Genomic DNA, 13,072 nt, shown 5'->3' on the forward strand with positions numbered 1-13,072 from the left:
GTTAAGGATCGCGCATCGTCGTTAAGGGAAGGTTACCGGATAGCGTGAGTCGGACCGCTGACGACCCCAATCCCCAAGCGTAGCGGCAAATAATGCCGACTGGGCATGTTCAGGGGATAAAAAGAAAGGGCGACCCGAGGGCCGCCCTTTCCGTCTTGGTTCTAACCGAACCCCTTACCAGGGACGGTAGTTCAGGCTGACCGAGAAGCGACGGCCGTAGGGGTCGAAGTTCGAGTAGAGAGCCGAACCCAACCAACGGGCCTGTTCGGCGTCGAAGGCGTTGGTCACGGCGCCGCGAACGGTCAGGTCGTCGCGGACCTTGTAGCTGACCGAGAAGTCGTGGCGGGCGAAGTTGCCCGAGTCCATGTACTCCACGTTGCGGCTGTCGGCGTTGGCGACGAAGTCACGGGCCTGGACGATGTCCTGAGCCGTCTGCCAGTCCATGGTCCAGCCGAGGGTCAGAACGTCGTTAGGCTGGTAGTTCAGCTGCGAGGTCAGACGAACCTTCGGATAGAAGAGCGTGCTTTCCAGGGCGGTGAAGTCGCCCGGGTTGTCGATGTTGTTGAAGTTCTTCTGTTCGATCAGCCACGAACCGTTCAGGGCGTAGTTGAAGACACCCCAGTCGCGGCCGAGCATCTCGTCGGTGTCGAAGCGGTAGTTGGCCGTGAAGTCCAGACCGCGGACGTTGCGCTTGGCGTAGTTGATCGAGCCCTGGATGAAGTCGACCAGCAGGAAGCGATCGTCGCGCGGCGTGACGGGGTCGTCGACGCCGGTACGGGTCAGGGTGGCGCAGGCGCCGGCGTTCAGGGTCGGGCCGCTGACGCAGTTGTTGCCGGCGACCTGGGCCGTGACGGCCGCGATGACGTTGTCGATCTGGATCTCGTAGTAGTCGAAGACCAGCGACAGGTTCGGCGCAAAGTTCGGCGTCAGGACGGTCGAGAAGGTGAAGGATTCCGACTCTTCCGGCTGCAGCAGCGGGTTGCCGCCGTTACGACCGGCGACGCTCGAACCGTATTCCGGACGATAGGCGTTGGCGGCCGTCGGATCCGTGAAGTTGTACGTCAGGCCGAACTGAGCCGCCAGAGCGGTACAGTTGGCGATGCGGTTGTTGCGGATCGTGGTGTCGGCGACGCCCTGGATGTTCGCCGTGGCGCAGGGGTCGGTGAACAGCAGGAAGGTCTGGGTTTGCGGCGCATAGGCTTCGCCCAGGCTCGGTGCGCGAACCGACGTGTTCAGGCTGGTCTTGAAGGCCAGCTCTTCGGTCGGACGGTAGACCAGATTGACGCCGTAGACGTCGCTCTTGCCGAAGTTCGAGAAGTCCGACGTGCGGTACGAACCCGACAGTTCGGCGTAGTCGCCCAGCCAGGTGTCGCGGAACAGCGGCAGCGAAAGCTCGCCGAAGAACTCCGTGACGTCGTACTCGGCCGGCGCGAAGTCGGCGCCGCCGTTCAGCTGAGCGTAGGTGTCGCCCAGCGAGGCCGAACGACCGCCGCCTTCGGTCAATTCCTTGCGGTATTCAGCGCCCAGAGCGACACCGATCGGGCCGGCGCCCCAGAAGTCCCACAGCTGAGCGGCGACCGACGCCAGGGCGTCGTGCTGCTCGTTCTTCTGGTCGAACTCCAGGCCGGCGCGGACGTAGTCCAGCGCCTCCTGCGACTGGTTGCCGAGGCCGAAGACGTTCAGCGGAACGCACTGAGCGACGTCCGGCGAAGCGGCGTTGAGCGTACCGCCGACGTTGGGGTTGCGGTTGGTGACCGTGCCGCCGTTGGCAGTCAGCGCCTGCACGCGGCAGACGATCTGGCCCGAGGCGTTGCGGATGGCGTCCATCGCGTAGGAGAAGCGCGCGATGTTGAGGCCGTTCTCCTCGTTGTGGTTGTCGGCGCGGCCGTAGGTGTAGCCGATGTCCCAGTCGACGTTCTTGAAGATCGAGACGTCGCCGGCGTTGCCGTTCAGGCCTATGACGTAGCGTTGCAGCTGACGTTCGTTGTGCTGCGGACGGTCGACCAGCCAGGCGGTGTAGCGAGCGAACGGAGCGGCTGCGGTACCGGTGATCGGGGCCGGCGAAGTCGCCGTGGCGTTACCGTAGGTGGTGACGCGGTTGGCGCGGATCGCGGCGGCCAGGTTGGCCGGCATGAAGGCGTTGTCGGTCCGCGTCGTATAGGCCGAGGTGCTCAGGATCTGCGACGAGTTGGTCGCCGACAGGCTGTCGGAGATGTAGATGTCGCCGAACGAGTAGCCGGTCGCCAGATCGGTCGTCTCGTCGACGTACTTGGCTTCGGCGTACAGGTTGATGTTCTCGGTGATGGCGAAGTTGGCGCCGACCTGGAAGCGGGCGCTCTCGGACTTCGGCAGGGTCGAGTCGACGTTGAAGATGGTGTTCGGGTTTTCACCGTCGCCACCGACGTTGACGGTACGGTTCGTACCCGTCTGGGCGACCCAGTCGCCGAAGTTGGCGGTGCGAGCCGTCGTGCCTTCGAAGACGTAGGTCGAGCCGGGAGCGACCCCGAAGCAGCCTGCGGTCGTGATGGACGTGCCGGTGCAGCGCGAGGTCGGAACGATGTTCGGGTTATCCAGGGCGCTCGGCTGGTAGTTGTTGGCCAGGGTGACCTGACCCCAACGCAGCAGCTGCAGGCCGCGGCGGTCGCGGTAGAGCTGGCTGTCGGCGACACCGTCGAACGGCGCGGCAGCGGGATCGGCGTCCCGGCCGACCAGGCCCCAGCCATCGGCCAGCCAGTCGATGTCGGGAGCCAGGACTTCGTCCAGGGTCTCGTACTCACCGAAGGCGTAGACGTTCAGGCGGTCGTCGAAGAAGTTCTTGCCGGCCAGAACCGAGATACGGCCCGAGTCCTGGCCGCCGTCGTTGAGCTGAGCCCAGCGGCCGTCGATTTCGAGGCCTTCGAAGTCCTTGCGCAGGACGAAGTTCAGCACGCCCGAGACGGCGTCGGCGCCGTAGACCGACGAGGCGCCGCCCGTGACGATCTCGACCGACTCGATCAGCAGGCGGGGGATGGTGTCGACGTCGACGGCCAGCGAACCCTGCGGCGAACCGACGTGGCGACGACCGTCAACCAGCGTCAGGGTGCGGCCGGCGCCCAGCGAGCGCAGGTTCGGCAGCGACAGGCCGCCGGCGTTCAGGGAGCCGGTGGTGTCCGACGGAACCTGCGAGTTCGACAGGGCCGGGATGGTCGCCAGATAGTCGATGACCGTGTTCTGGCCCGAGGTCAGCAGGGTCTCGCGCGTGACCTGGATCAGCGGGGTCGGGGCGGTCGTCGGGTCACGACGGATACGCGAACCGGTGACGACGATTTCTTCAACCTGAGTGGATTCTTCGTCCTGAGCGGGCTGGGTCGATTGGGCGAAGGCCGGAGCCGACATAGTCAGAACGCCCGCGAGGACGGTCGTTCCAAAGAGATACTTGCGAGTGGTTAGCATTGTGCTTGGCCCCGATGACTGAATGACGCACGGCAGACTTCTGCGAGTCTGAACGTTCGAGCCGTTGCTAGTCAGAGATTGGGGAAGGAGCAACCATTGCGGCGCGACTGCGGCAAACCGAACTCGGATTTGTTACACTTCGGACACACCACGGACACAGCGCAGAACAGCGTTCAGAATCCTAGAGGTTGTCGCGCAGCCAGCCTGCGGCCCGCGCCACGAGATTTCCGCCCTGAACCTTGGGTGCATCGGCAGCGCTGATTTGTCGCGACATTAGTTTCCTGGCGGAAACGGCTTCTCTGGGGCCGTAGGCGGCGCGCAGGAGAACGCCCGCCGCCGAGCAGAAGGCGGGGCCAGCGGCCGAGTCGGCCAAATGCGGCGCCCTTTGTGGCCGACCGAGGCGAACCGGTCGGTCGAAGACGCGGACCGCGAGCTCGCGCACACCGTTGAGCTGGCTTCCACCGCCGACCAGAACTAGGCCCGCGCCCGGCTCCAGGCCCACGCCGGCGTTTCTAAGACGATCGCGTAACAACTCCAGCGTTTCCTCGACACGCGGCGCGATTACTGTCTTCAGCATGGCGCGAGGGACGATGACCGGTCCGGCGTCGGCGTCCTCGCCGCGCGGCGGGGCCTCCAGCATTTCACGATCCTCGTTGGCGCTGGCCATGGCCGAGCCATGCAGGGTCTTCAGACGTTCGGCGCCCGCCTTGGACGTCGAAAGACCGCGCGCGATGTCGGAGGTGACGTGATCGCCGCCGACGTTCAGCGACTCGATGTGCAGCAGCGACCGGCCGCCCCAGACGGCGGCGGAGGTCGAGCCGCCGCCCATGTCGATGCAGACGCAGCCCAGATCCATCTCGTCTTCTTCCAGGGAAGCGAGCGAAGAGACGACCGGCGCGGCGGCCACGCCCTGAAGGTCGAGGTGAGCCAGTTCGAGGCAGTGGCTGAGCGAGGCGAACGCGCTTTCCGCCATCGAAACGACCAGCAGGTCGAGCCCAAGCGAGCCTCCACGCATCGAACGAGGATCATGGACGCCGCGCGCGCCGTCGACTGACCATCCGATCGGCAGGACGTGGATGGGACGGCGGTTCGGCAGGCGGATCTGGGCCAGGGCCATGCCGATGGCACGGGCCAGATCGGCGTCTCCGACCGGGTTGGCGCCGAGCGAGACGCGGGCCTGGACCCGGTGACTGGCCATCTGGCCGATCGCGGTCGTGACGATGACGCCCGAGACCGGGGCGCCGGCCGTTCGCTCGGCCCGTTCCACGGCGTGGCCGATGGCCTGTGCGGCCTCGTCCATGTTGACGATGGTCCCGCCGCGCACGCCTTTGGACTGGACGTGGCTAGCGCCGGCGACACGGATGGTGCGGTCGGCATGACGTACGCCGTCAGGCTTCATGATGAAGCAGGCGACCTTGGACTGACCCAGGTCCAGCGCCGCGACCACGGGGGCGCGATTGGCCGCCCGGCCCGCGTCCGTCGTCGTATCCGCCTTCTTGCCCGCCATAAGCTTGCCGCCCTCTACTCTTGTATCTTTATGTCTCAGGCGCCGACGCCGGGACGCACGGCCACTTGGCCCTCGGTCCGGAGGTCGATGCGGGCGAAGCCCAGTTCCAGCAGCCGCTCGCGCTGGTCGAGGGCGTCGAGCTGGATCAGGGCCGCTTCCTGCTTCACCGCAGGCAGTTGGATGATGCCGCCGTCCTTCAGACGCAGGTCCCAGCGGCGCTCGTCGACGCGCACGAGGGCGTCGACGCGGCCCATCAGGCGGGGACGCTGGGCCAGCAGGGGCAGGATATCGCCCGCTGCCTTGTCCGCGCCGGCGCCCACGACCAGCGGCAGGCCCGGATAGCGGCCGGGGTCGGCGCCCGGAATGGCCCGGCCCTCGCCGTCGATGACATAGGTCTGGCCGCGCATCTGCCAGACGGCGAGCCTATCATGCTCCTTGATCTCGACGATCAGGGTGTCGGGCAGGAGGCGGACGACACGGGCTTCCTTGACCCAGCCCACGGCCTGGACGCTGGCCTGAAGGGCGTCGAGATCGAGGGTCGTGATCGGCTGGCCCGCTTCCAGATCCAGCGCGCGCTGGATCGAAGGCGTCGCCTCGGCCGATGCGCCCTGGATGTTCACCCGGCGGAGCTTCAGACCCATGCCGATTGTGATCTGGTCCATGCCATGGGTGACCGACTGGCCGATGCGTTCGGCGCGGGCGCCGGTCGCCAGTACGAGAGCCAGCACGCCGACGCCGGCGCAGATCGACAGGACGACGGCGCGAGGCGTCAGGTCAAGCTTGCCGAGCGCGGCCATCTTGCCGGGCACGCCGCCGGCGTTGCGGGGCGCATTGCGTGAGCGACCGCCCTGCCCCTTGGGTGCAGCGCTTCGCTTGGGCGCAGACGCAACATTCGCGCGCCGACCGCCGCGAACTACCGCGGGCATGAGGCGTCCTCCACCATCCACCGGACCAGATCTTGATAGCTCATGCCGAGATGGGCGGCCTGCTCGGGGAAGAGCGAGGTCGGGGTCATGCCCGGCTGAGTGTTGACCTCCAGCAAGACGAGTTCGTCCTTAACATCGTCATAACGGAAGTCGGACCGCGAGATGCCCCGACAGCCCAGGGCGGCATGCGCCTGCTCGGATTCCCGAAGCGCAGCCTCGAAAACATGGGGCGGGAGGTCGGCGGGAAGTTTGTGGACAGAGCCGCCCGGCGCGTATTTGGCCTCGTAATCGTAGAAGCCCTTGACCGGGGTGATGTCGGTGACGGTCAGGGCGCGAGGGCCGGTCGTCTCGCCGATCACGGCGACGGCCAGTTCCTTGCCAGGGATGTAGGGCTCGACCATGACCTGTTCGCCGTAGGTCCAGTCGTCCGCGCCGACGGCGGCCTGGGGACCGTTGGCGCCGGCCATGACCAGATAGACGCCGACGGAGGATCCTTCGGCGTTTGGCTTGATGATGTAGGGCGGCTCGATGACGTGGCAGCGGGCGACCTCGTGACGGTCGAACAGGCCGCCGCCGGGGACCTTGATGCCCGCCGCGCCGAGCACGGCCTTGGTCTTGTCCTTGTCCATCGTCAGGGCCGAGGGAAGAACGCCGGAGTGGGTGTAGGGGATCTGCAGGGTTTCCAGGATGCCCTGGACGCATCCGTCCTCGCCCCAGTCGCCGTGCAGGGCGTTCAGGACGACGTCGGGTTTCAGCGCGGCCAGCACCTGGGCCAGGTCGCGGCCGGCGTCGATGCGGCTGACCTTGGCCACCTGACCTTCGAGAGCGTCAGCACAGCCCTTGCCCGAGGAGAGGGAAACGTCCCGCTCGGAGGACAATCCGCCCATCAGGACGGCGACGTGCATCTCTGACAGGGGACGGGACATGAGCTTTTCTAGCGCTGGGTTATGACGGGCGGCCGATCCTCTTGATCTCCCATTCAAGGTTTACGCCGAGTTTACTTTGTACGTCGGCGCGGACGGTTTCTCCCAATCCTTCGATATCGGCAGCGGTGGCCTCGCCGGGATTGATCATGAAATTGGAGTGGAGTTCGGAGAACATCGCGCCGCCGCCGGTGACGGCGTGCAGTTTTCCGCGCCAGCCCGCCTCGTCGACCAGCTTCCACGACGAGTGACCGGGCGGGTTCTTGAAGGTCGAGCCGCCGGTTTTTTCGCGGATCGGCTGGGTCTGTTCGCGGCGGGAGGTGATCTCGGCAATGCGGGCGGCGACGGCTTCGGATTCGTCCGGGGTTCCGCGATAGACGGCCTCGATCCAGATGATGTCGGCCGGCGCCTCGGAGTGGCGGTAGGTGTAGGCGAAGTCGGACAGGACGTAGTCGACACGCTCCCCGGTCGGGGTCAGGCCCCAGGCGGAGACGAGGATGTCCTTAGTCTCGGCCCCATAGCAGCCGGCGTTCATGGTCAAAGCGCCGCCGATGGTGCCGGGGATGCCGGCGTAGAATTCCAGACCGGCGAGGCCCGCCCTGGCCGAGGCCTTGGCGACCATGGCGTCCAGAGCACCGGCGCCGGCGGTGATGGTGTCGCCCTCGGTCGTGATCCCGGCGAACGGACGGCCAGCGAGGCGGATGACCACGCCCTCGACGCCGCCGTCACGGACGATGACGTTGGAGCCGACGCCGAGAACCATGACGGGCACGGATGGGGCGAGGGCCTTGAGGAAGGCGGCGAGATCATCGGCATCGGCCGGGATGAACAGGACCTCGGCCGCGCCGCCGACCCGGAACCAGGTGAAGGGGCCGAGGGGCTCGTCGCGCAGCAGCTTGCCGCGAACAGAAGGGAGAGAATTGCGCCAGGTCATAGGTTCTTCCGCTCATCCCCGCGAAAGCGGGGACCCAGTGCTTTGGACGGTGGTCTAGGAGGGTGTTGCGCTGCTTGTCCAACACAGCGCCTCACGAAAGGACTGGGTCCCCGCTTTCGCGGGGATGAGCGGATTTTATTGGCTCAGCGCTTCCAGCTGCGCCGGAAGGGCGTAGGCCCAGGCCGTGATGTCGCCGGCGCCGAGGAGGACGACGACGTCGCCGGGCTTCGCTTCCTCGGCGATCACGCGGGGCAGGACGGCGGCGTTTTCGAGGGCAGAGACTCGCAGGTGGCCGTAGCGGCGGATGCCGTCGACCAGAGCCTGTTTGTCCACGCCCTCGATCGGGGTCTCGCCCGCCGCGTAGACGTCGGCGACGATGACGCTGTCGGCGTCGGAGAAGCTGGTCGAGAACTCGTCCATCAGGTCACGCAGACGGGTGAAGCGGTGCGGCTGGACCACGGCGATGACGCGGCCACCGCCTTCGGCCGTATGGGCGACCTGGCGGGCGGCCTTGAGGACGGCGGCGATCTCGACGGGGTGGTGGCCGTAGTCGTCGACGATGCGGACGCCGCCCACGACGCCGGTCGTGGTGAAGCGGCGCTTCACCCCCGCGAAGGAGGCCAGGCCCGAGCGGATGGCGTCGTCCGACACGTCGAGCTCGCGAGCCACGGCGATGGCGGCGAGCGCATTGGCGACATTGTGCCAGCCGGCCATGGGCAGATGCAGGCCGGTTATGCGGACGGGCTCGTCCAGCGCGGCCAGACCGCGGCCCTGGATGACGACGTCGAAGCGGGCGCCGTCGGGGCTCATCTCGCAGTTGTCGGCGCGGACCATGGCCTGGGGGTTCATGCCGTAGGTGACGATGCGGCGGTTATCGATCTGGGCGACCAGGCGCTGGACCTCGGGATGGTCGAGGCAGACGGCGGCGAAGCCGTAGAAGGGGATGTTCTCGACGAAGTCGCAGAAGGCTTTCCGCACGGCGTCGAAGTCGCCGTAGTGGTCGAGGTGTTCCGGGTCGATGTTGGTGACGATGGCGACCGTCGACTTCAGGCGCAGGAAGCTGCCGTCGCTTTCGTCCGCCTCGACCACGATCCAGTCGCCGTCGCCGACCTTGGCGTTGGTGCCGTAGGCGTTGATGATGCCGCCGTTGACCACCGTCGGATCGAGCCCGGCGGCGTCCAGCAGGGCCGCGACCATCGAGGTCGTCGTCGTCTTGCCGTGGGTGCCGCCGACGGCGATCGAGAACTGCAGCCGCATCAGCTCGGCCAGCATCTCGGCGCGGCGGACCAGGGGGATGCGGCGTTCGCGGGCCGTCATCATCTCGGGGTTCGAGGGCTTGACCGCCGTCGAATAGACCACCGCCGAGACGCCTTCGCCGATGTGGGCCGCGTCGTGGCCGATGAAGATCTTCGCGCCGAGAGCCGCCAGCCGCTCGGTGTTGGCGCTCGATTTGGCGTCCGAGCCCTGCACCGAATAGCCGATCTTGAGCATGATCTCGGCGATGCCGCTCATGCCGATGCCGCCGATGCCGACGAAATGAACGGGACCGAGGTCGAACGGTACGGGGCGAAGGCGAGCGATCATCCCAGCGTCATAGCGAGGGTGAAATCGGATTGCACCCTCCCCTCATCCGGAGACACGCGTCATCGTCCTTCCGCTGTGAACGGGTATGGGGAAGTCGACGGAGCCTGGGCGTTCGCCCGGAACCGAGGTGGCCCCCTGCTTTCGCGTTACGGGGACCGCTTGATTGTGTTTTCGGCTCGCGCCGAGGCTCCGTCCCCGATCGGGTCCGCGAGCGTCGCCCAGCGGGTTTACGGACACCCCGGGGGGGCCTGCATCCCCGCCTCGGCGAAGACCGGCCACAAGTCCCGGGTCCTTTGGACCCTTAGGCGATAGGCCCGCGACGGGCGGCAGGCTCAGGCCCGCCGGGCTCCGAGGTTTCACGCCCCTCGAACAACCCCGCTACGATCGGTCCCGCCGCACGTCCGGGTCCTGGGCCCAGGACGCCTTCCCCGACGACGGGATGGCTCCCATCATAAGGCATGTTCGAGGGGGCGCCGGTTCGGAGGGGTCTTAAAAGTTCGCGGCTTTGGAATCGTTGGGGGATTTGGGCGATCCTTGGGCAAACTTGGACGTCTTTATCCGTGCACCCCGGCGAAGGCCGGGGTCCAGATCAAGCGCCCAGGCGGCCGGGATGGGGCGTCGGCCTGCTGCCTGAACCTTTGGTGACCTCCATCTGGACCCCGGCCTTCGCCGGGGTGCACGGAGAGAGAGAGAGAGAGAGAGAGAGAGCGGGTGTGACTCCTCACCCGCCCGCGCCGCGATTTTGCCCGTCAGATAACTCCACCTTAACCACAAGGATTCACGGTTGCCCCCTCACTCCCCGGGGCCGAGTTCGTGACCGATCTGAAGACCGACATTATCCATCGCGGCGACTGCATCGAGATCCTGCGCTCGCTGCCAGACAAGTCCGTGGACATGGTCTTCGCCGACCCGCCCTATAATCTGCAGCTGGGCGGCGACCTGCTGCGGCCGGACAATTCGAAGGTCGACGCGGTCGACGACGACTGGGACAAGTTCGACAGTTTCGCCGCCTATGACGCCTTCTGCCGCGACTGGCTGAAGGAATGCCGGCGGGTGCTGAAGGACGAGGGCTCGATCTGGGTGATCGGCTCCTATCACAACGTCTTCCGGCTGGGGTCGGCGATCCAGGACCTGGGGTTCTGGGTGCTGAACGACATCATCTGGCGCAAGTCGAACCCGATGCCGAACTTCAAGGGCACCCGGTTCACCAACGCCCACGAAACCCTGATCTGGGCCGCCAAGTCGCGGGACCAGAAGCGCTACACCTTCAACTACGACGCGCTGAAGGCCTTCAACGAAGACACCCAGATGCGGTCCGACTGGACCTTCGCCCTGTGCACGGGCGAGGAGCGGATCAAGGGCGAGGACGGCAAGAAGGCGCATCCGACCCAGAAGCCCGAGGCCCTGCTGCACCGGGTGATCCTGGCCGCGACCAAGCCGGGCGACGTGATCCTGGATCCCTTCTTCGGCACCGGCACGACGGGCGCAGCGGCCAAGCGTCTGGGCCGCCACTACGTCGGCATCGAGCGCGATCCGGAGTACGCCAAGGTCGCCGAGACGCGGATCAAGGCCGTGATCGCCGCCCGACCCGAAGACCTGGTCGTCACCGGCTCCAAGCGGGCCGAGGTCAAGGTACCGTTCGGGGCGCTGGTCGAGGCGGGCCTGCTGTCGCCCGGCGACACCCTGTATTGCCCCAAGGGCGAGCGCGAGGCGCGGGTGCGGGCCGATGGGTCGCTGGTGTCGGGCGCGATGACGGGCTCGATCCACAAGCTGGGCGCGTTGTTCGAGAACGCACCGGCCTGCAACGGCTGGACCTACTGGCGCTTCCGGACGGACACGGGGTTGAAGTCGATCGACGCCCTGCGTTCCGAAGTTCGCGCCGGGATGCAGTAGCGATCACATCGCAAGGGCGCGTTCCAGCGCCTTTCGGAACACGGTCGGCAGAGCCGCCAGGGCCTCGGTCTCCGGCGTCCAGAGGAAGTCGCCCTGCCCCGTCGCGACCCGCACCGTCAAGGTCAGGGAGAAGTGGGTGAAGACGTGCTCGACGGCGCCCGCCTCCATCCAGTCGGCGGCGACCGGCGGTCGAGCCTCGAGGTCGCCATCGGACCAGTCGCCGGTCGGCAGGCCCACCATCCCGCCGAGAAGCCCCTTGTCCGGGCGGCGAACCAGCGCCACCGCGCCCCGGCCGTCGCGCAGGACCCAGGCGACGCCCCGACGATGCGGGCGGGCGGCCTTTTTCGTCTTGAGCGGATAGAGTTCGGGCTCGCCCGTGGCGCGGCCGGCGCACCACTGGGCGATCGGACACATCAGGCAGAGCGGCGACTTGGGGCGGCAGATGCCTGAGCCGAGGTCCATCAGGGCCTGGGCCCAATCGCCCGGCCGGTCGTCGGCGACGAGGGTGGCGGCGAGGCGCTTCAGCTCGGGTCGGGCGGCGGGGACCGGGGTCTCGACGGCGAACAGGCGGGAGACGACGCGCTCGACATTGCCGTCCACGACATTGGCCGGGCGGTCGAAGGCGATGGCGGCGACGGCGGCGGCGGTGTAGGCGCCCACGCCCGGCAGGGCCAGAAGCGCCGCCTCGGTGTCGGGGAAGACGCCGCCGTGATCCTTCGCCACCGCGCGGGCGCAGGCCAGCAGGTTTCGCGCGCGGGCGTAGTAGCCGAGGCCCGCCCAGGCGGCCATCAGATCGCCGTCGGGCGCGGCGGCGAGGTCGCCGACCGTGGGCCAGCGGGCGGTGAAGCGCTCGAAATAGGGGGTGGCGTGGGGGACGGTGGTCTGTTGCAGCATCACCTCCGACAGCCAGACGCGATAGGGGTCGGTGCGCCGGGCCGCGCCGGGCGGGCTGCGCCACGGCAGGGTGCGCGCATGGGCGTCGTACCAGGCCAGCAGGGCGGCGCGCAGGGTGGCGATGTCGGCGGGGCGCATTGGGTGAACCATAGCCGGTCGTATTCCAGGGCGCACCGGCCTTCTCCCTCCCCCTCGGGGGAGGGTGGTCGGAGCGAAGCGGAGACCGGGTGGGGACGGCGGCGCGATACGGATACGGCTGTGTGTGGCTTGCCTTGCCGTCCCCACCCGGTCGCTGCGCGATACGGATACCGCTGCGTGTGGCTTGCCTTGCCGTCCCCACCCGGTCGCTGCGCGACCACCCTCCCCCGAGGGGGAGGGAGAAGTCGGCGCGAATATCGGCTACACACCACCCATGGCGCGCGACCTGCCCACCGATGCTGAGACCCGCGAGATCCTGGCGCGGAGACGGACCCGGCCGATGCCGCGCCCGGCGCCGCCGGCCGGGCGGTCGCTGGCGCCCTTCATCAGGGAACTGGACGAGAAGTTCGGGCGTGGCGCGGGCGCGCTGGAGCCCCGCTGGCGCGAGATCGTCGGCGACCAGCTGGCGCGGGTGACGCGGCCTCAGAAACTGACCAAGGGGCGGGCGGGATCCGGCGGGACGCTGGAACTGCGCGTCGCGGGGCCGGCGGCCCTGCTGGTCCAGCATCAGTCGGCGGACATCCTGGCGCGGGTGAACCTGTTCCTCGGGCCGGGCGCGGTCGACAAGCTGAGGATCGCGCAAGGGCCGGTGAAGCCCCTGGCCCAGATCGCCGCCTCGACCAAGGGGGCGCGGCGGCGGATCGATCCGCTGGATGCGGCGGCGGAGGCGGAACTGGCCAAGTCGGTCGAGGCCGCGCCGGACGGGCTGAAGGCGGCGCTGGCGAACCTGGGCCGGGCGGTGCTGTCGGATGAGGCGAAGGGGCGGCGGCGCTAGGACGGC

Annotated in this window: 9 protein-coding genes; 2 read left to right on the forward strand and 7 right to left on the reverse strand. The window is 67.7% G+C overall.

Annotated features, from left to right (window positions below; all coding sequences use genetic code 11):
* Positions 1-174 precede the first annotated feature (174 nt).
* The 6 genes from ACW171_RS07620 to murC form a co-directional block, all read right to left on the reverse strand.
* On the reverse strand, positions 175-3,432 hold the full coding sequence (locus ACW171_RS07620; protein ID WP_492096472.1) for a TonB-dependent receptor domain-containing protein: 3,258 nt from the start codon (positions 3,430-3,432) through the stop codon (positions 175-177).
* Between the two features lie 181 nt (positions 3,433-3,613).
* Positions 3,614-4,939, reverse strand: a complete 1,326-nt coding sequence (gene ftsA / locus ACW171_RS07625) for a cell division protein FtsA (RefSeq protein ID WP_492096473.1) — start codon at positions 4,937-4,939, stop codon at positions 3,614-3,616.
* A 35-nt stretch (positions 4,940-4,974) separates the two neighbouring features.
* Positions 4,975-5,865 carry a cell division protein FtsQ/DivIB gene (locus tag ACW171_RS07630; protein ID WP_492096474.1) on the reverse strand — a complete coding sequence of 297 codons (891 nt, stop codon included), beginning with the start codon at positions 5,863-5,865 and terminating at the stop codon, positions 4,975-4,977.
* Positions 5,853-6,791, reverse strand: a complete 939-nt coding sequence (locus tag ACW171_RS07635) for a D-alanine--D-alanine ligase (RefSeq protein WP_492096475.1) — start codon at positions 6,789-6,791, stop codon at positions 5,853-5,855. The genes ACW171_RS07630 and ACW171_RS07635 overlap by 13 nt, the downstream gene beginning before the upstream one ends.
* A gap of 19 nt (positions 6,792-6,810) precedes the next feature.
* Positions 6,811-7,722, reverse strand: coding sequence for a UDP-N-acetylmuramate dehydrogenase (gene murB / locus ACW171_RS07640; RefSeq protein WP_492096476.1), 912 nt, complete (start codon positions 7,720-7,722; stop codon positions 6,811-6,813).
* Positions 7,723-7,857: 135 nt separating this feature from the next.
* Positions 7,858-9,306, reverse strand: a complete 1,449-nt coding sequence (gene murC, locus ACW171_RS07645; protein ID WP_492096477.1) for a UDP-N-acetylmuramate--L-alanine ligase — start codon at positions 9,304-9,306, stop codon at positions 7,858-7,860.
* A gap of 813 nt (positions 9,307-10,119) precedes the next feature.
* Here murC and ACW171_RS07650 point away from each other — a divergent pair.
* Complete coding sequence (locus ACW171_RS07650; protein WP_492096478.1) at positions 10,120-11,199, forward strand: site-specific DNA-methyltransferase; 1,080 nt, start codon at positions 10,120-10,122, stop codon at positions 11,197-11,199.
* Between the two features lie 3 nt (positions 11,200-11,202).
* Here ACW171_RS07650 and mutY read toward each other — a convergent pair whose 3' ends face one another.
* Positions 11,203-12,231: an A/G-specific adenine glycosylase gene (mutY, locus tag ACW171_RS07655; protein ID WP_492096479.1), complete on the reverse strand. Its 1,029-nt coding sequence runs from the start codon at positions 12,229-12,231 to the stop codon at positions 11,203-11,205.
* A gap of 274 nt (positions 12,232-12,505) precedes the next feature.
* Between mutY and ACW171_RS07660 the strand changes: the two genes are divergently transcribed.
* Positions 12,506-13,066 carry a DUF721 domain-containing protein gene (locus tag ACW171_RS07660; RefSeq protein ID WP_492096480.1) on the forward strand — a complete coding sequence of 187 codons (561 nt, stop codon included), beginning with the start codon at positions 12,506-12,508 and terminating at the stop codon, positions 13,064-13,066.
* The last annotated feature ends 6 nt before the right edge of the window (positions 13,067-13,072 follow it).

The organism is Brevundimonas sp. FV1ye28, from assembly GCF_058681135.1.

What these genes read in the sequence shown, in the direction of transcription:
- ACW171_RS07620 (WP_492096472.1), bottom strand. Translation starts at nt 3,432, where the DNA reads ATGCTAACCACTCGCAAGTATCTCTTTGGAACGACCGTCCTCGCGGGC.
- ftsA (WP_492096473.1), bottom strand. Translation starts at nt 4,939, where the DNA reads ATGGCGGGCAAGAAGGCGGATACGACGACGGACGCGGGCCGGGCGGCC.
- ACW171_RS07630 (WP_492096474.1), bottom strand. Translation starts at nt 5,865, where the DNA reads ATGCCCGCGGTAGTTCGCGGCGGTCGGCGCGCGAATGTTGCGTCTGCG.
- ACW171_RS07635 (WP_492096475.1), bottom strand. Translation starts at nt 6,791, where the DNA reads ATGTCCCGTCCCCTGTCAGAGATGCACGTCGCCGTCCTGATGGGCGGA.
- murB (WP_492096476.1), bottom strand. Translation starts at nt 7,722, where the DNA reads ATGACCTGGCGCAATTCTCTCCCTTCTGTTCGCGGCAAGCTGCTGCGC.
- murC (WP_492096477.1), bottom strand. Translation starts at nt 9,306, where the DNA reads ATGATCGCTCGCCTTCGCCCCGTACCGTTCGACCTCGGTCCCGTTCAT.
- mutY (WP_492096479.1), bottom strand. Translation starts at nt 12,231, where the DNA reads ATGCGCCCCGCCGACATCGCCACCCTGCGCGCCGCCCTGCTGGCCTGG.
- ACW171_RS07660 (WP_492096480.1), top strand. Translation starts at nt 12,506, where the DNA reads ATGGCGCGCGACCTGCCCACCGATGCTGAGACCCGCGAGATCCTGGCG.